The following is a 17,948-nucleotide window of genomic DNA, read 5'->3' on the forward strand; positions in this document are numbered from 1 at the left end:
TCATTTTTTATACTTTAGCGTTAACACTTTCTTGAATGAAGTACCTTCATAATATTGGCACTTATTTTATAATGGTTAAGGACATGTTTCGTAAACCCACGAAATGGTCGGTAATGAAAACCTTAATACTCAAAGATATCGATGACCTCATCATTGGTTCATTAGGTATTGTAGCGTTTATTTCATTTTTTGTGGGTGGTGTTGTCGCCATTCAAACTTCATTGAATATTAGCAACCCATTAATACCAAAGTATTTAGTGGGATTTGCAACAAGGCAATCCATCATTTTAGAATTTGCACCTACCTTTATATCTATTATAATGGCTGGGAAAGTGGGTTCTTTTATTACCTCCAGTATTGGTACAATGCGTGTTACAGAACAAATCGACGCTTTGGAGGTTATGGGTATTAATGCCATAAATTATTTAGTTTTTCCAAAGTTCATAGCTCTAACGTTGTATCCTTTTATAATTTCAATTGCCATGTTCTTAGGCATTTTAGGTGGCTTAGCGGCTTGCGTTTATGGAGGATATGGAACTTTTGAGGATTACATAGAAGGCGTTCGCATTGATTTTATTCCTTTTCATATGGCCTACGCGTTTATTAAAACAATGGCATTTGCCTTTATTTTAGCCACAATTCCATCCTTTTACGGTTATTTTATGAAAGGTGGAGCTTTAGAAGTAGGAAAAGCAAGTACCACCTCTTTTGTGTGGACATCCGTTATAATTATATTAGTGAATTATCTCATAACAAGTATACTTTTAGGCTAATGATAGAGGTTAAAGATTTACATAAATCATTTGGCAGCAACAAAATACTCAAAGGTATAAGCACTTCTTTTGATACAGGAAAAACTAATCTCATTATCGGTCAAAGTGGATCTGGCAAAACAGTTTTTTTAAAGTGTCTTTTGGGCTTATACGATTTTGAACAAGGGGAAATTACCTATGACGGTAAGGTTCTTAGTCAAATGAGCACAGATGAAAAACGTAATCTAAGAGCAAAAATTGGAATGGTTTTTCAAGGAAGTGCACTTTTTGATTCTATGACAATCGCTGAAAATGTAATGTTCCCATTACGCATGTTTACCAAACAAAGTAGAAGTGAAATGCAAGACAGAGTTGATGTTGTATTAAATAGGGTGAATCTTCAAAACGCACATCACAAAATGCCTAGTGAGGCTTCAGGTGGTATGCAGAAGCGTGTTGCTATCGCAAGGGCAATAGTTAATAATCCCAAATATCTATTTTGTGATGAACCAAATTCTGGATTAGATCCAAAAACCGCAATAGTAATAGACAATCTTATTCAAGAAATTACTGACGAATTTCAAATCACCACGGTTATTAATTCTCACGATATGAACTCAGTGATGGAAATAGGTGAAAAAATTGTTTTCTTAAAGGATGGAATTAAGGAATGGGAAGGCTCCAAAGACTCCATTTTTAAAACTGACAACGAAGCGGTTACCAACTTTGTTTATTCTTCAGAATTGTTCAAAAAAGTAAGACGCATGTATATTGAAGAAAATGAATAAGCTACAATATATCTTCTATTACTTACCTTTTACCACCAAGGTATCTCGATTTAATTTTACCTTAAGCCATTCTTCTAACTTTTTAGAATTCTTAGCTACAGAAGCAGGTGTAGTCAATGAGTCTATCCATTTAACTGTAAAGACTGCCATAGTATCAATCTTACTAAAGTTAGAGGTTATTTCTTGGGCATAAGTTATACTCTCAAGCGTTTCGTAATTGATTCTGGCCTCTTTAATAATGGTTTCAAAAGGAATTTGGTCACGCTCAAGCCTCGAAAGACTCTTTACTCTGTTTTCGAGAAACGTGATTTTTTGCTCTTGTGATAATAAATCTAAGGAATCCCTTGTTCTAAGTTCTTCCATATACTCTAAATTATTAATAGCTCTATTGCGAACCTGATTAATAGATAGCTTAGTACCTCGCAACGGTGCATAATCAGAGTCATTAAACCTAGCTTCTAACAAAAGACGCGTATCCTCGGAAATTTCATCGGTACCAAAAGGCATTAATTCAATTATTGAATTACCTTCTGGGTCATAGATTGGATTAGCATTCTTCTTAATGTAGTTTTTATTCGGTAAGGTCTCTAATTCATTATTTATAAATTGTTTCGCTGCGATTTCAAATCTACTTTCCCTCAAAACATCAACAAAAGTCAAAACGGCAGGGACCATAACTATGATTGCTAACACAGATGCTATTCTAGCAATACGCTTGCGCTTTTTAGAATTGGCATATTTAATCATGGGAAAACGCAACACCTTAAGGACTAAAAACGTTGCCAATGCAATGAATATAGTGTTAATGGTAAAAAGATACATGGCACCTCCAAAATAGCTCCAATTTGCTTTAGCAAGACCATATCCTGCCGTACAAAGTGGTGGCATCAGAGCTGTAGCAATTGCCACACCAAAAATTACTGAAGCAATAGTTCCTTTTTTTGTTCTTGCAATAATTAAGGCAGAACCGCCAAAAAACGCAATTAGAACATCTCGTATATCAGGTTTAACGCGACCCAATAATTCTGAGGTATCCTCGCTTAACGGAAAAAACCAGAAAAACAAAAAAGCCGTAATTAAACTGAGCACAATCATTGTAGCCAGGTTAATAAGAGACTTTTTCAGTGTGTCAATATCATTAATTGCAATAGACATACCTACCCCTAAAATGGGCCCCATTAAAGGCGAAATTAACATCGCACCAATTACAACAGCCGTACTATTAGCGTTTAGACCAATGGATGCCACAAAAATTGAGCAAACCAAAATCCAAGCGGTGGCACCTTTAAAAGATATATCTTCTTGAATAGCAGTTATAGTGGCGTCTCTATCTGTGTCTTCCCTAAAATCTAGTAATTCACTTAGAAAAGTAGTGATGCTCGAAAAAAGTCCTTTGGCGTCTTTTCTAACAGCTTCTTTTTTATCCTCTACAGCTTTATCTTTAGCAATTTGCTTTTGCTCTTCTTCTGAAAAATTAAACTTACTTTCTTCACTCATATACTAACCATGTTGTTTGCCAAACTTATTTTTCACTTTCTGTAGAACTTTTTTAATATCTTGTTCTTTTTGTTTAGGAAAGATAAGTAAAACTTCTTCTTTATCAACAATAATAAAATCGTTAAGGTCTTCTACAACAACTATTTTATCTGTTTCTGTTCTAATCATATTTCCTGAGGCATTCTCAAGGAGAACTTTAGAATTCACTACTGCATTTTCACTTTTATCTTTGTCTAACTTGTCATAAAGACTTCCCCAAGTTCCAAGATCATTCCAATCAAAGGTTGCAGGTATTACAAACACATTATCGCTCTTTTCCATTATAGCATAATCAACAGAAATATTCTCAGCCTCGGCATAATTAGCTTTTATAAAATCATCTTCAAATTCGGTATTATAAACGTTGTATCCTTCGCTAAAAAGCTTAAACAATTCTGGTTGATTAGTCTCAAAAGCTCTTACTACGGCTTTTACGCTCCACATAAAAATACCAGCATTCCACAAAAAATTACCTTGCTCTATAAATGATTTTGCCATTTCATAGTTAGGCTTTTCCCTAAACTGATTAACCTGTTTTATTTCTGCTTCTGATATTTTATCATACTCTATATATCCATAGCCTGTATTTGGGAATGTTGGAGTAATTCCCAATGTCATTAAAGCATTGTTGGATTGACAATACTCAAAAGCTGTCTTCACATTATGGGTAAAAGCCATTTCATCTTCTATCCAATGATCGCTTGGTGCGACAATCATAACGGCATCTTCGTTCTCTTTCTTAATTTTTAATGAGGCGTATAAAATGCAAGGCGCGGTATTTCGCATGGCTGGCTCTAAAACTACCTGCCTTTTGGTAACGGATGGAAGCTGCTCAAAAACCAAATCGTTATACCTTTCATTAGTTAAGATGAAAATATTTTCTTCTGGTATAAGATGTGCTAACCGCTTAAAGGTTTTTTGTATTAGCGTATCACCTGTTCCTAGCATATCATGGAATTGTTTAGGAAAGTTTTGAGTGCTTACTGGCCAAAACCTTGAGCCCACTCCTCCAGCCATTAATATTGCATAATAGTTCTTATTTTTCATGTGCCATATAATTTGATGAGAGAGACAATTAGTTAATTTGTTCTACTTCAACATTTGGATTGAATAAATATACTTTTCCTGTTTTTAACTCTATACATTCAATACGCTTTCTTCGTTTTTTACTACGCTTAAATGTTCTTCCGTTATAGATTTTAAATCTTTGACCCAAAGGTAATTCAAAAACAAAAGTTTTTGGGTCACCTTCGTCGAATTGCTTTAATGCTAAGGCCAGTTGCGTATCTGTATCGCTCGATGCTTTTGGATTAATAAAATGCTTTGCCAAAAGTGGTAAAAGTTCATTTGGAAAAATATCTGGTTTAAGAAAAGGCAACATTAAATGCTGAAAGGTACGCTTCCATTCTTTACCATGTGGTTTTACAGAAAAACCAAATTTTTGATAAGCTTCAAAATGGGCTATTTCATGTATAAGCGTTATTAAAAATCGGTACGGATTTAAATTAGCGTTAATAGTAATTTGGTGCTTTCCATTAGAAAGACTCCTGTAATCACCATGTTTCGTTTTTCGTTCTTGCTTTACTTTTACAATTAAATGATCCGCATCTAAAAGAGCACTTACTGCGTTTTGGGCATTTACAGGAATGAACTGAAAAAAGTTTTGACGTGTATTCAACGAACTGTAGCCTTAGTCTCTTACCATTATTTTATGGGAGTTCCCATTGACAACCAAAACATACAGACCAGAGGTAAGGTCGTTAAACCTAATGGTTGTACTATTGGAATTACTATCAAAATTTTTAGAAACTACAGGAATATCTCTCCCTCTTAAATCATAAAACTTAATACTATCCGAAATCAAGGTATTACTTACAGTAATTTGACTATTAATCATAGGATTAGGAAAGGCAACCTGATTTATAAATATACTTTCATCTATACTAAGATTTCCTTCAAAATAAGGTAATGCAAAATTAAAAGTGTCTTCTGCCACTGCTTGTCCAATAAAACGTCCTGGAATATCATCTGCAGGTGGGTGGATTCCTCCCCAAATTCTGCTGAGACTCGTTTGGTCCGAAGCATCTCGATAAGTAGCCCACTGTAATACTACATCAACAGAAGGTCCTTCTTCAAATACCAAGAATTCATTTTGCTTGGCCACAAACTCTCCCAAGCCTCCTGGAAAAAATGGACTACCAGTCATCATCGTTAGTAATTCAGCAGCTGCTCTAGAATATGTAGAATGCCCTGAAACATAACCAGCAAAAGGTGGTGTAACAAACGTTGGTCTTTGATAAGGATACCATTCATCTGCTCGTATCCAACCTACACCAGCCATGTCAGTGTCTGTATCGTCAATAAAATCGTGCCCTTTCCATGTAAAGAGCTTTATATCTCCAACATATTGATTGACAAAGCCTGCTAAGGGGTCCCCTTCTTCAATAATTTCTATATAGCCATCTATAAGGGGAATCCCTCCGACGTCGTAATTGTCTAGATTTGAATCTGTACTTTGACCACGTTCAACCATTGAACGGATAGCAGAAATTGGTCTTATATAATCATACCAGCCCTTTACGCTCCATGCTGCTATAGCAGAATCATGCATTCCGCCACCAAGAACGAAATAAGACTTTACATCCCACTCTAATGGGTCTAGAATAGCGCCTTCTCCTTGAAAACGTCTCTCAAACTGTGGATGATCACTCACATAATTTAAAATGGTAAACCAGTGGCCTGGAGGTGTTTCAGAATCTGGACCATCAGCCCAAAATTCAGCTAGCACCCTTGCGTAATCTCCTCTTGGAACCATATTAACCTCATACGGACTTCCGGTTATAGGGTTTAATGCATGCCCAGCACTCGTACTGCCTCCATTAAAGTAGTCATAGAAGTTAGGGTAATCTGCAAAATCTGTTGGGAAAGTACTAATATCTACATTACCTATGGAGTTTGGCGAAATATCCCACATTACACCGTCGAAGGGATCTAAATGCGATTGCCAAACAGAGACCATGGTAAAACCCCATTTATATTGGTCGCTAGAGGCATTTGAATCCGTTAAACTTATATATGGCGGATCCGAAGGGTCATGGAAAACATTAAATTGATTTCCTTCCCGTTCATAAGTCACCTTATCTTCTTCTTTCAACGCAAAGGAAAAAACATTTCCCCATTCTGGACTTAAAAACGGAGGGACATTACCATCTACCAAGTTTCCACCCTGATCAATAAAGGTGTCTAATCCTAAAGGTTGCCAACGATTTGGGTCATTAATTGGCGCGTTTTCATTAGAATCTAAGGCATAAGGTGCATTAACAGGTTCATAATATGCATTATCATAGCCTGTTGCTTCTCTAGATCCATCTTGAAGACCGTAATCTATAAGCGTTTGCGCCACATAATTACCTAGTGCTGCTGCATCGCCATCTTGATATAACAATGAAGATACTGAAGTGTCATAACCATACCTTTGCATTAATAAATCGAAAATAGCTTGGCTAGACTCTACACCTGGTGAATTTTGAAAGCGATGTGTCAAAAGTCGATACATTGCATAGCTAATCGCCTTTTCAACTGACACGTCAATGGACTCATTCGGCGTGAAGGCATCCAATGAACTGTCAAATCCATTAAGAGAATTACCTATAAGATATGGCTCTGCGACATTATCATATATTGCCCAAATATCGTACATGGCAACACTGCTATGAAATAAATTTCTTGCATGGACTGTCGGCCTTGCAAAATCACCTCTAATGGCTTGCAATAATGCTTCGTTCCACAAGCGCGCAATAGAAATATCTGGTGAAAGTGTGTTGATGCCTAAATCTACAGTTACAGACGTCTCTAAACTAGAACATTGGCTATCAGATTCTACAACCGTTAACATGCCTGTGTCTTCTATATGCCAGCGTACGGTGATACTTCCCGTACCTTGACCGCTTAATATCTCACCACCTTGGACTTGCCAATTTGCAGTAGAATTTGCATTAAGGTTGTAAGAGTAGGTCTCTACGCTTAAAAAAGAACTATTCAAACTCCCAACGATAGGTTGTGATTCTATGTAAGTACATGATCCATCGTTAACATTTGCATCAGGATTGTAACTGCAAGATAAAGGGTCTGTACATCCATAAATCTTTTGACTCGGTAAAATATCAAGCACCTCTAGACCTTGACCCTCGGTTAGCTTTACGGTAGTATTAGAAGCTAAATCATTATAGGTTTCAATGAGTCCTGAAGGCCATTTTACTTGTAAGCTAAGAATATCTGTGATATCATTAAGCCCAAAATGAACTCCTTTCAGACTTTGACTAAAAAAGCCAACTCCTGAATGATGGCGCTTTAAAACTGTATTACTAGTAGTTAGTGTGAGTTCTGTACCTATAGCATCACGATTTGAAACAGTACCCTCCAACTGAACTTTTAACCAGTTCAAAGTACTCTGCGTATCATCGAAGTTTAAGAGTTTATTCTCGTAAAAGAGGACTCCGCCATCACCATTGGTTACTATTATATCTAAATCGCCATCATTGTCATAATCAAAATCTAGAGCCTCTACACTTTCCGTTAAGGCATTGAGTCCTAATTCAACGGAGGCGTCTTCAAACATTGGCTGACCTTGGCCATGCAAATTTCTGAAATAAACGTTCTGCTCTGCACCTCTTGAAAAAAAGTCATATCCATTAACTACAAAAAGATCTTCATCTGTATCTAAATCGAAATCTGCAAATCGTGCTCCCCAAGACCATCCTGTTCCACCTATACCATAGTTTGCTGATGTTTCTGAAAAATTTAAAACACCATTATTCTCTAACAAGGCGTTTTCGTCAATTCCTGTTATAAAAAAATCGAAATCTTCATCTAAATCAAAATCGCTAATTGCAATACCCATATCATCAATCATGCTATCTAAACCATAAGTTTGCGCAATCTCAATAAAAGATGTCCCAGATTGATTTAAGTAAAAATAATTAGCGTCTTCAACATCATTGGTAACTATTAAATCCATCCACCCATCTTCATTAATATCAACAGGAAATGGCGTATAACTAAGGCGTGATTCAGTTTCTATTAAGCCCAAATCAGCAGTAACATTAGAGAATGTGTTATTTCCGTTATTTCTGTACAAAGAATTTGACCCACACCTATTCCAATCCGAAATATAAATGTCTAATAACCCATCATTATTATAATCAAACCAGGTTGCACCAGTATTCATACAATTATCTGTTGAATCAAATCCAGAAATTGCAGTAACGTTTACAAACGTTCCGTTTCCTAAATTACGCCATAACTGTACTTTTAAAGAATATGTTAAAAATAGATCCGGAAAGCCATCATTATTATAATCTCCCCATGAGGCACTAAATTTAAATCCTTGTTGAGCTAAGGTTTCCTCAGGGTTATCGTCTTGAGTAAGTAGATCAACAAAACCAGCAAATTCAGTTACATCTGTAAATGTGCCGTCATTATTATTTCTAAACAGGCGGCTAAAGCTTGACGGGTCATCCGAATCTTCCACGGCATTAGCAACAACAAAAATATCTAGATCGTTATCGCGATCATAATCTGCAACGGCTATACCATTATTTTTTTCTAAAACGCTCAAACCTACAACGTCTTCAATACGCTCAAAGACCTGAGCATTTAAGAAAAAGCTTCCCCAACCACAACCAAAAAAGAGTATAACTAAGATTCTAAATACGAGAGGATTCTTCATCGTCCATTCAATTTTTTACTAAAATAAAAATTTGATTTATATCATTAACAATTCTTTTAGATTTAACATGCTATCAAAGGTTTTGGTCGCCTTTTCTTGCAGTTCATCCCTATAGTCGTGAGCCGTAAATCCAAAAACATCAAATCCTCCATTTAAAGCAGCCTCAACACCAAGGCTACTGTCCTCAATGACTACACAATCAGTATTCTTAAAACCCATGGTTTCTGCCGCCCATATAAACACTGCCGGATTTGGTTTCCACTTCTTAATGGTGTAACAACTAAATATATTCTGTTCAAAGAACTCGAGCAAGCCTGTTGATTCTAGGTTAAGCTTGATCTTGTTCACTGGTCCGCTAGAAGCTACACAATAAGGTATATCAAGGCTCCTAATAACATCCACAACGCCATGAACCGGCTGTACCTCATCCTTAAATTTCTGAAATGTTATGCTTCTGTATTGTGTTTCAAAATCTTGTGGCAAATCTTTTTCAATTAAATCCCTAATGTGTTCCATACACTTGTATAAGGCATTTCCTTTAAAATGTTGGTAGGCATAATCTAAGGTAATATTAGCTCCTAATGAATTTGCCATATCAACCATGACTTGATTTCCTATGGGCTCACTATCCACCAAAACACCATCACAATCAAAAATTACACATTGATACTTATTTTCTCTTTTACCCATAAAATTTAAATAGTGTTACTATAATTAAACCGTAAGCTTTTTTAATTAAAAATATTTATAAGCTGAAGTAAATCATTGTTAGTGATTATTTATACATTTAACTTGTTATGTTATTAGATAAAAATATAAATTCAGGTATCAAAAAACATGGCTTTTATTGATTATTATAAAATATTAGGTGTTGATAAAAATGCTTCTGAGGCTGAGATTAAAAAAGCCTACAGAAAACTAGCTCGAAAATATCACCCAGACTTAAATCCCAACGATAAGGAAGCTGAATTAAAGTTTAAACAATTAAATGAAGCTAATGAGGTATTGAGCAATTCAGAATTTCGACAAAAATACGACAAATATGGTGAGCATTGGAAGGAAGGTGAAGCTTATGAAGAAGCGAGACGGCAGCAGCAGCAGCAGCAAAAAGGCAGCCGTCAACAGCAGGCAGACTTTGGAGGATATGACTCGAGAGACTATTCAGATTTCTTTGAATCTATGTTTGGGAGTGGCTTTTCAGATTCAAGACATAGATCCCATGCGAGGTTTCGCGGGCAAGACTATAACGCACAATTAAAACTAAATTTAAGAGATGTCTATAATGCACACAAGCAAGTTTTAACCGTAAACGGAAAGACTATTCGCTTAACCATTCCATCTGGAGTAGCTAATGGCCAGATTATTAAAATTAAAGGGAAAGGTGGAAAAGGAATTAATGGTGGACCACCTGGTGATTTGTATATCGAATTTAATATTGAAAACAATACAAACTTTAAGCGTGATGGAGATAACCTATACACCGATGTAAATCTCGATTTATATAAGGCCATCCTTGGTGGAGCAGTAACTATTGACACTTTTGACGGTAAAGTTAAATTAACCGTAAAGCCATTAACTCAAAATGGAACAAAGGTTAAGTTAAAAGGCAAAGGTTTTCCCAAGTATAAACAGGAGGGTCAATATGGCGACCTTTATGTAACATTCAATGTCAATTTACCGAGTAAATTGAGTAAGGAGGAAAAAGAACTTTTTGAAAAATTATCTAAATTAAAGTAATATGAATCAAGAGAATCTAGTTTCATTACCTGTTTTATGCCATCATTATAAAATGGAGATGTCATTTTTCAATGATTTAAATGACTATGGCCTAATTGAAATATACGCTTTAGAAGAAACCTATTATGTCCATAAAGAACGAATTGTGGATATTGAAAAAATAATACGGCTACACCAAGAGTTAAATCTCAATTTAGAAGGCATTGATACCGTATTCAATCTATTGAGGCGAATAGAAAATTTAACATCAGAAATCAATAGCCTGAAAAATAGGCTTCATCGTTTCGAAGGTGACCAATAAATTATGGTGTTGAATTAGAGACCTGTAATACCTTTCCGTTATAATATTTATTACCAGTTAACGAAAAATCAAAAATATACTCTGCCATTTCTAAAGCAGTTGTTGGTGCTTGATAACCAGGGAAAGCTTCCTCTAACATTTCGGTCTGAACAGCACCTAAAGCCAAAACGTTGAATTGAGGCCCAGAAGTTTTATATTCTTCTGCCAAAAGTTCCGTTAGTGTTATGACAGCCCCCTTGCTAGAGCTGTAAGCTGCCAAACCAGGGAATTTCATACTCCCCTGAATGCCACCCATTGAACTTATTGTGACCACATGACTATCCTTCTTCATAAAAGGTAAAACCACCCTAGTCATTTCTGATACACCAAATACATTTGTTTCGTAAACTCTTTTAAAATCCAATAAACTGGTATCCTTAAAAGGCTTATTTAAAACTTGCCCAGCATTATTGATAAGAATATCAACATGCTCCCAATTCTGCTCAATAAACTGCTCTACTTTGATATAATCATTGGTGTTACACAAGTCACAACCAAAGGAGATCACATTCTTTAGATTTAAATCTGTTATTGGCTTAAAGTTTCTGGATAGTGCCAATACATTATCACCATTGCTCTGAAATAATTTCACTAGTTCAAAACCTATGCCTCTGCTAGTCCCTGTAATTATTATATTTCTACTCATCTGTTAATATCACCTCTTTAGTTGATGCATTCATCATGCCTTCAAAGGCAGGAACCATTTTATTTATAAAACTCGCCATATGTTCATAATCCATTTTATCAGCTTCGTCATCAACATGATGGTAAAAATCGAAATTAGTGAAATCAAATGTTGATATAGCATGCGCTGGAATATTTAGCGCTTTATAAAATGGATAATTGTCTGATCTAAAAAATAATTGAAATTCTTTAGCTTTAGGAAAGAAGCCTATAACTTCCTCACCTGCATATTTATTCAATGTAGACGCAAAGTTAGACCTATTATACCCAGACATATAAGCCATAGATTTGTCTGCCGCTCTTGGAACTCCAATCATCTCAAAATTTATCATGTTGTAAACATCTATCTCTTCTGATTTTAGACGTTCCGCTAAATGTCCTGAACCCTTAAGCCCCATTTCTTCCGCGGCATATAGCGTTATTAACACACTTCGCTTGTTGGATTTTGATTGTGCAAAATAACGCCCTAGTTCCATGGCGGCCACTGTGCCTGAAGCATCATCATTGGCACCATTAGCAATGGTATCTCCATTTACCTCTGTACCCTGACCTATATGGTCGTAATGTCCTCCTAAAATAATATACTCATTCTTTAGTTTAGGGTCGTTACCTTCAATTAAACCAACAATATTATAACCGACTATAGAGTTGAAATTAAATGAGTCTCTATAGGTTTCATAAAATGGCTTAATATTATTTTCTCTAAAATAATTCTCAATGTATTGAGCCGCCATTTCAATACCCTCTGTTCCCGTTTGGCGTCCTGCTAAATCGTCCGATGCCAAATATTCAATACTCTTCTTTACAGTTTCAGCAGTTATAGGTTGTATTGGACTATCCGTTGGTGCTTTTTTACTTGATGAACAAGAAGCTACAAACAAGCAGATTAATAGGAGTTTTAGCAATGTTTTCATAATAATTATTTGATGTCTAAAGATAAAAAAACCTTTCTCTAAAATAATTTCAGAGAAAGGTTTCTTTAAAATTTTTCCTTAACTTATTATTTCAACTTTTTATTAGCTTTTTTAGAGAGTCTAGTGATTTTTTTATTCATATCCTTTATTAATTCCTCAGTAGCACTTTCGCACATAGGTTGAATTTCCTCGGGAGTCATAACAGGAATTCCTCCAATCATCATGGCCTTTTTCTTAGACCCTGCCAATTCATTAAATTGAAAAATACTCTTATTATCTTTTGAGAACAAGTCAATACTAACAATCGCTTGAATACTGTAGTATCCGAGAGACCCTATCCCAGTTCTCTTAAATTTATACATTAATTTAATAAACATGATTGCATCCGCCCCTAGTGCGTCAGCGATTGGTTTCAATTTTTTAACCTCAGTTCTTTTACCATAATTTTGAACAACCTTATACCCATCAATTTGTTCATATGTATCTTGACCACCGATATTTTTAGACCCTCCATATTGTGCCTCATAGTCTTGATATTCGGGTAATTTCAAAACTTTTTCCTCGGGTATAAGCTCAAATTCAAACTTACTTACATAATTACTAAAAAAGGCATCATAAAAATCACTAAGAGGTTTACTTAAATTAAAACTTGGATTATCACTTAGGCTTGTGTTTTGCGCTATAAAATCCGCACTTGCATCAACTTCAGATAGGTCAATTGTTTTATCAACAAAAAACGAAACAACAGCTACCTTTTTTTTCTGGGCATTACCAAACAAGAAAAACGCTACAAAAAGTGCAGCAACAAATGGTCTTAAATAATTTGCGTTAGTTGGTTGAGTCATATCGTTTTCTAAATAAGCATTGTTACAGGATTTTCAATATATCCTTTAAGGGTCTGTAAAAACAATGCTCCTGTAGCACCATCTACCGTTCTATGATCACAAGCCATGGATAGTTTCATAGTATGCCCAACAACAACCTTACCTTCTTTAACTACAGGTTTCTCGACGATAGCTCCAACAGATAAAATGGCTGAATTAGGCTGATTGATTATTGAAGTAAAACTCTCAATACCAAACATACCTAAGTTAGAAACAGTGAAGGTACTTCCTTCCATCTCATCTAATGAAAGTTTCTTATCCCTTGCCCTAACTGCATAATCCTTAACCGCCGCACCAATTTGCGTAAGTGATTGCTCATTGGCAAACCGAACAACTGGGACTACTAATCCATCTGGTACTGCAACAGCAACACCAATATGAACGTGATTATTAAGTCTCATCTTATCATCAAACCATTGAGAATTAACTTGAGGATGCTGACGTAAAGCCAAAGCACAGGCTTTAACAATCATATCATTGAATGATATTTTAGTATCTGGCATGGAATTATACTGCACTCTAAATGCCATGGCATTTTCCATGTCAAATTCTACGTTAAGATAATAATGTGGCGCAGTAAATTTAGACTTGGCAAGATTCTTTGCTATAGCTTTTCGCATATTAGAATTTGCAACCTCATCAAAATCTTCTTGACCAGTAGGGACAAATTTCGCCACCGGTGCTGAAGAACCTGCTGAAGCAGCTTGAGGTGTAAAATTCTCAATATCGCGCTTAATAATTCTGCCATTTTCACCACTACCTTGAACTTGATTAAGACTAATACCTTTTTCCTCAGCCATCTTTTTGGCCAATGGCGAGGCAAAAATTCGTCCGTTACTAGAGACTGTAGCAATAGGCTTTGCGGATTCTTCTACTTTCGTTTCTTTCTTAACTTCTGTAGTTTTCTTTGGAGCGTCTTTAATGGCTTCTTTTGGCTCTTCTTTTTCAGACCTACCACCTAATTTGAAGTTTTTTACAATGGAGCTAACATCAGTTCCTTCAGGACCTAAAATGGCTAGTAATGCATCTACCTTTGCTGATTCGCCTTCATTTAATCCAATGTGCAATAAAGTACCTGAATTGAAGGACTCAAATTCCATCGTAGCCTTATCCGTTTCAATCTCTGCAAGAATGTCGCCTTCCTCAACAGTATCACCAACTGCCTTTAACCATGTCGCTACTGTTCCTTCTTCCATGGTATCACTTAATCTTGGCATGGTTACAACGGTAACATCATCTGGAATTTCTGTTGGTTCTGTGGATTCACCTTCAGAACTATCATCGGAATCAGACTCATGTGTTTCAGCTTCATTCTCTGAAGTTGTACCATTATCTCCATCTAGAATAGCACTAATGTCCTCACCTTCTTCTCCAATTACTGCTAACAATTTATCAACTTTAGTGGTCTCACCTTCTTGAACACCAATATGAAGAAGGGTTCCCTCATGAAAAGACTCAAATTCCATTGTCGCCTTATCAGTTTCTATCTCGGCCAATATATCGCCTTCCTCAACTTTATCTCCAACTTTTTTAAGCCAGGCTGCAACGGTACCTTCTTCCATGGTATCGCTAAGTCTTGGCATGTTTATTACTTCTGCCATAGCTTATAATTTATGTGGTATAAATGGATAATCTTCTTGTTCGTAAACCGCATCATACATTACGTTCTTTTCTGGATAAGGCGACTCTTCTGCAAACTTTTCACACTCTGACACTCTTGATTTTACGCGCTTATCTATTGCTTTAATATCTTCTTCTGTACCATACTTTTTCTCTAAAATAATATCCTTTACCTGTGTTATAGGATCTATTTTCTTGTATTCTTCTACTTCTGCTTTGGTTCTATAATGTTGTGCATCAGACATTGAGTGTCCACGGTAACGATAAGTCTTTACTTCTAAAAATGATGGCCCTCCTCCGGTTCTTGCTCTTTCAATGGCCTCATCAAATGCCTCCGCTACCTTAATCGGATTCATACCATCAACCGGTCCCGAAGGCATATCATACCCAAGACCTAATTTCCAAATATCTGTATGGTTCGCTGTACGTTCTACTGAAGTACCCATAGCGTAACCATTATTTTCACATACAAAAACAACTGGAAGATTCCATAACATAGCCATATTAAAGGTTTCATGTAATGATCCCTGTCGTGCGGCTCCATCTCCAAAGAAACAAAGTGTAACAGAATCTCTTTCGTGATATTTATCGCCAAATGCAATACCTGCACCAAGTGGTATCTGACCTCCGACAATACCATGCCCACCATAAAAACGATGTTCTTTTGAAAAGATATGCATAGAACCACCCAATCCTTTTGAGGTACCGGTTGCTTTTCCAAACAATTCTGCCATAACACGTTTTGGGTCTTCTCCCATACCTATTGGCTGAACATGATTGCGGTATGCGGTAATCATTCTATCCTTTGTCAAATCCATGGCGTGCAATGCACCAGCCAAAACAGCCTCTTGTCCATTATATAAGTGAAGGAATCCCCTAACTTTTTGTTGGATATAAACGGCGGCAAGCTTATCTTCAAACTTACGCCAAAACAACATTTCCTCGTACCAATTGAGATAAACTTCTTTCGTTATTTTTCGCATGTGTATTTGTTTTCTTTAAAAACGAATAACAAAAATAACACTTTCAGCACTAATGTTGAAACTGTAAATCCTAAAAATAACGCCTTAAGATTGAATATAATTTATTAAACGGCCTATAAAACAGAATTGTCAAAAATTAACGGTAAGAGATTGGCTAGGGACGCGGACTTTACCACCTTTCCCTGAGCTCCCATAAAATAAATCTGAATAGGTTCATTCTGTTTTATTTCGTATTCTGCAATAGCCTGCCTACAAGCACCACAAGGTGGGATAGGTTTATCTGTAACCTTTGTTTGAGATGAAGCGCTCAACGCCATGATTTGCATCTTAGCATTTGGATATTTGGCGTTGGCATAATAAATAGCTGTTCTTTCGGCACACAATCCAGACGGATATGATGCATTTTCTTGATTGCTTCCGGCTACAACCTCACCATTATCCATAAGTATTGCTGCTCCAACATTAAATTTGGAATAAGGTGAATAAGCGGAATTCCTCACCTCTATTGCAGTGGTCATAAGTGCTTGGATAGACTCAGGAAGTTCCTGTAAGTTTTCATAAACCTCTAAAACGGTTTCTAGCTTAACTTCCTTCATTTCAATTTACTTTTAGACAAAAAAACTATTGCTTTGGAACAATAGTTTTTCTGACTTCGTTAAAATTAAATTTTAATACTCATTATACTCGCCAGCCCCGAAGTTAAACGTTAAGGAGAAACGCAATGTATTCTCTAATGGGCTCTGCACCTGAGACGCAGAGAATAAGTAAGACAAATCTATATTTACTGTAGAATATTTAAATCCTGCTCCCAAGGTAAAGAATTTACGCGCACCCTTATCCTCGGCTTCACTAAAGTAACCTGCTCTAAAGGCAAAGGAATCATTATAAACATACTCTGCACCTATCGCCCAAGTAAACTCCCTGAGTTCTTCGCTGAATCCGCCTGGTGCATCGCCAAAGGATTGAAATACACCTTTCATAAAACCTACATCGTTATCCTGTCCTTCAACAATATAGCTATTGTCTGTGATTGATGCATCTTCTTGTTCTGGCGTCTGAAAATCCTCTCCTGGTTGGACATCATTTTCATCGGCAGGCGGTGTAAAAACACCATCACCATCGACATCTGTAAATACAATTCTGTTTCCTCTCAAAGGAGGTGTTGGTACCAAATATTTAGTAACCTCAGCAGTAACACCTAACTTATTGTATTCATCAAAAATAAAATCAAAACCACCTCCAAGTCTCAATATGGTTGGCTGAAACACTTCTCTAGCTCCATCATCATAACTAAATTTTGGTCCAAGATTTTGGATTGCAAATCCTGCACGCCATCTTCCATTAAAATCATTGTAGGCTTGTTCTTCACTTTGGTAGTATCCCGTAATGTCCGCTCCGAAAGTGCTACCTGGATTAGCATTTGGGTCTACCGTATCTATTCTTAGTGCCGATCGCATATATCGCAGAGCGACAGCCATGGCAAATTGATCACTTAAGCGTAAGGAGTACCCTAAATCTATTGCATACTCGTTTGGCTTAACCGCGATTCCAGGATCATTGGCATCTTGAGTTAGCACAATTTCACCTAATGAGAAAAACTTAATACTTGCAGAAAAGGAACTGAAGTCATTAATTCTATTAAAATAAGTTACGTAACTTAAGGATATATCGTTGACTAGTCTTGTTAAATAAGGCGTGTAGCTTAATCCAATTCCAGATTTAGCTTCCGAAAAAGCATATTTGGCCAGGTTCCATTGCTGAGAAAATCCATCAACAGAAGTAGCAACACCCACATCACCCATCCCAGCAGATCTGGCGTCTGGGGCTACAAGCATAAAAGGCATCCCAGTTGTTATGACGCGGCTATCATTTGGGTCTGGAATTACCTGAACTGCATCTTGGGCTTTTACTAGGTTAAGAGTGGTTAAAACGATAAGGGTTAATACGTATTTTTTCATGTTTTTTCTTTAATCTTAATGCAT

Annotated in this window: 16 protein-coding genes; 4 read left to right on the top strand and 12 right to left on the bottom strand. The window is 36.4% G+C overall.

Going from position 1 to position 17,948, the window contains the following annotated elements; genetic code table 11:
- The first annotated feature begins 35 nt into the window (after positions 1 to 35).
- Both J4050_RS11065 and J4050_RS11070 read left to right on the top strand, forming a co-directional pair.
- Positions 36 to 773 (top strand): MlaE family ABC transporter permease, encoded by a 738-nt coding sequence (locus J4050_RS11065; RefSeq protein ID WP_208154647.1) that lies wholly within the window; start codon positions 36 to 38, stop codon positions 771 to 773.
- A complete protein-coding gene (locus J4050_RS11070; RefSeq protein WP_208154648.1) occupies positions 773 to 1,540 on the top strand; it encodes an ABC transporter ATP-binding protein in 768 nt (255 codons plus the stop codon). The genes J4050_RS11065 and J4050_RS11070 overlap by 1 nt, the downstream gene beginning before the upstream one ends.
- An 18-nt stretch (positions 1,541 to 1,558) precedes the next feature.
- Here the strand turns inward: J4050_RS11070 and J4050_RS11075 are convergent, their stop codons facing one another.
- Genes J4050_RS11075 through J4050_RS11095 form a run of 5 tightly spaced genes read right to left on the bottom strand, consistent with a single transcriptional unit; the run spans position 1,559 to position 9,494 of the window.
- On the bottom strand, positions 1,559 to 3,037 hold the full coding sequence (locus J4050_RS11075; protein WP_208154649.1) for a DUF389 domain-containing protein: 1,479 nt from the start codon (positions 3,035 to 3,037) through the stop codon (positions 1,559 to 1,561).
- 3 nt (positions 3,038 to 3,040) lie between these two features.
- Positions 3,041 to 4,123 (bottom strand): mannose-1-phosphate guanylyltransferase, encoded by a 1,083-nt coding sequence (locus J4050_RS11080; RefSeq protein WP_208154650.1) that lies wholly within the window; start codon positions 4,121 to 4,123, stop codon positions 3,041 to 3,043.
- 28 nt (positions 4,124 to 4,151) lie between these two features.
- Positions 4,152 to 4,754: a SprT-like domain-containing protein gene (locus tag J4050_RS11085; protein ID WP_208154651.1), complete on the bottom strand. Its 603-nt coding sequence runs from the start codon at positions 4,752 to 4,754 to the stop codon at positions 4,152 to 4,154.
- A gap of 12 nt (positions 4,755 to 4,766) precedes the next feature.
- Positions 4,767 to 8,804 carry an FG-GAP-like repeat-containing protein gene (locus tag J4050_RS11090; RefSeq protein ID WP_208154652.1) on the bottom strand — a complete coding sequence of 1,346 codons (4,038 nt, stop codon included), beginning with the start codon at positions 8,802 to 8,804 and terminating at the stop codon, positions 4,767 to 4,769.
- Positions 8,805 to 8,840: 36 nt separating this feature from the next.
- On the bottom strand, positions 8,841 to 9,494 hold the full coding sequence (locus tag J4050_RS11095; protein ID WP_208154653.1) for an HAD family hydrolase: 654 nt from the start codon (positions 9,492 to 9,494) through the stop codon (positions 8,841 to 8,843).
- Positions 9,495 to 9,641: 147 nt separating this feature from the next.
- Here J4050_RS11095 and J4050_RS11100 point away from each other — a divergent pair, with 147 nt between their 5' ends.
- Both J4050_RS11100 and J4050_RS11105 read left to right on the top strand, forming a co-directional pair.
- Entirely contained in the window at positions 9,642 to 10,541 is a 900-nt protein-coding gene (locus J4050_RS11100; RefSeq protein ID WP_208154654.1) for a DnaJ C-terminal domain-containing protein, read from the top strand.
- Position 10,542: 1 nt separating this feature from the next.
- A complete protein-coding gene (locus J4050_RS11105; protein WP_208154655.1) occupies positions 10,543 to 10,842 on the top strand; it encodes a chaperone modulator CbpM in 300 nt (99 codons plus the stop codon).
- A 1-nt stretch (position 10,843) separates the two neighbouring features.
- Here J4050_RS11105 and J4050_RS11110 read toward each other — a convergent pair whose 3' ends face one another.
- From J4050_RS11110 to porV, 7 genes are all read right to left on the bottom strand, one after another.
- Positions 10,844 to 11,527: an SDR family NAD(P)-dependent oxidoreductase gene (locus tag J4050_RS11110; protein WP_208154656.1), complete on the bottom strand. Its 684-nt coding sequence runs from the start codon at positions 11,525 to 11,527 to the stop codon at positions 10,844 to 10,846.
- Positions 11,520 to 12,479 (bottom strand): M28 family metallopeptidase, encoded by a 960-nt coding sequence (locus tag J4050_RS11115; RefSeq protein ID WP_208154657.1) that lies wholly within the window; start codon positions 12,477 to 12,479, stop codon positions 11,520 to 11,522. The genes J4050_RS11110 and J4050_RS11115 overlap by 8 nt, the downstream gene beginning before the upstream one ends.
- Before the next feature lie 86 nt (positions 12,480 to 12,565).
- Positions 12,566 to 13,324, bottom strand: a complete 759-nt coding sequence (locus J4050_RS11120; RefSeq protein WP_208154658.1) for a hypothetical protein — start codon at positions 13,322 to 13,324, stop codon at positions 12,566 to 12,568.
- A gap of 8 nt (positions 13,325 to 13,332) precedes the next feature.
- Complete coding sequence (locus J4050_RS11125; protein ID WP_208154659.1) at positions 13,333 to 14,964, bottom strand: pyruvate dehydrogenase complex dihydrolipoamide acetyltransferase; 1,632 nt, start codon at positions 14,962 to 14,964, stop codon at positions 13,333 to 13,335.
- Between the two features lie 3 nt (positions 14,965 to 14,967).
- A complete protein-coding gene (gene pdhA, locus J4050_RS11130; protein ID WP_208154660.1) occupies positions 14,968 to 15,966 on the bottom strand; it encodes a pyruvate dehydrogenase (acetyl-transferring) E1 component subunit alpha in 999 nt (332 codons plus the stop codon).
- 113 nt (positions 15,967 to 16,079) lie between these two features.
- The gene (gene cdd, locus J4050_RS11135; RefSeq protein WP_208154661.1) at positions 16,080 to 16,562 is read right to left on the bottom strand and encodes a cytidine deaminase; all 483 of its coding nucleotides are present in this window, start codon (positions 16,560 to 16,562) and stop codon (positions 16,080 to 16,082) included.
- Between the two features lie 72 nt (positions 16,563 to 16,634).
- Positions 16,635 to 17,924, bottom strand: coding sequence for a type IX secretion system outer membrane channel protein PorV (porV, locus tag J4050_RS11140; RefSeq protein ID WP_208154662.1), 1,290 nt, complete (start codon positions 17,922 to 17,924; stop codon positions 16,635 to 16,637).
- Positions 17,925 to 17,948 lie beyond the last annotated feature (24 nt).

This window comes from Winogradskyella pelagia, from assembly GCF_017581965.1.
GTDB lineage: Bacteria > Bacteroidota > Bacteroidia > Flavobacteriales > Flavobacteriaceae > Winogradskyella > Winogradskyella pelagia.

What these genes read in the sequence shown, in the direction of transcription:
- J4050_RS11065 (WP_208154647.1), top strand. Translation starts at nt 36, where the DNA reads ATGAAGTACCTTCATAATATTGGCACTTATTTTATAATGGTTAAGGAC.
- J4050_RS11070 (WP_208154648.1), top strand. Translation starts at nt 773, where the DNA reads ATGATAGAGGTTAAAGATTTACATAAATCATTTGGCAGCAACAAAATA.
- J4050_RS11075 (WP_208154649.1), bottom strand. Translation starts at nt 3,037, where the DNA reads ATGAGTGAAGAAAGTAAGTTTAATTTTTCAGAAGAAGAGCAAAAGCAA.
- J4050_RS11080 (WP_208154650.1), bottom strand. Translation starts at nt 4,123, where the DNA reads ATGAAAAATAAGAACTATTATGCAATATTAATGGCTGGAGGAGTGGGC.
- J4050_RS11090 (WP_208154652.1), bottom strand. Translation starts at nt 8,804, where the DNA reads ATGAAGAATCCTCTCGTATTTAGAATCTTAGTTATACTCTTTTTTGGT.
- J4050_RS11095 (WP_208154653.1), bottom strand. Translation starts at nt 9,494, where the DNA reads ATGGGTAAAAGAGAAAATAAGTATCAATGTGTAATTTTTGATTGTGAT.
- J4050_RS11100 (WP_208154654.1), top strand. Translation starts at nt 9,642, where the DNA reads ATGGCTTTTATTGATTATTATAAAATATTAGGTGTTGATAAAAATGCT.
- J4050_RS11105 (WP_208154655.1), top strand. Translation starts at nt 10,543, where the DNA reads ATGAATCAAGAGAATCTAGTTTCATTACCTGTTTTATGCCATCATTAT.
- J4050_RS11110 (WP_208154656.1), bottom strand. Translation starts at nt 11,527, where the DNA reads ATGAGTAGAAATATAATAATTACAGGGACTAGCAGAGGCATAGGTTTT.
- J4050_RS11115 (WP_208154657.1), bottom strand. Translation starts at nt 12,479, where the DNA reads ATGAAAACATTGCTAAAACTCCTATTAATCTGCTTGTTTGTAGCTTCT.
- J4050_RS11120 (WP_208154658.1), bottom strand. Translation starts at nt 13,324, where the DNA reads ATGACTCAACCAACTAACGCAAATTATTTAAGACCATTTGTTGCTGCA.
- J4050_RS11125 (WP_208154659.1), bottom strand. Translation starts at nt 14,964, where the DNA reads ATGGCAGAAGTAATAAACATGCCAAGACTTAGCGATACCATGGAAGAA.
- pdhA (WP_208154660.1), bottom strand. Translation starts at nt 15,966, where the DNA reads ATGCGAAAAATAACGAAAGAAGTTTATCTCAATTGGTACGAGGAAATG.
- cdd (WP_208154661.1), bottom strand. Translation starts at nt 16,562, where the DNA reads ATGAAGGAAGTTAAGCTAGAAACCGTTTTAGAGGTTTATGAAAACTTA.
- porV (WP_208154662.1), bottom strand. Translation starts at nt 17,924, where the DNA reads ATGAAAAAATACGTATTAACCCTTATCGTTTTAACCACTCTTAACCTA.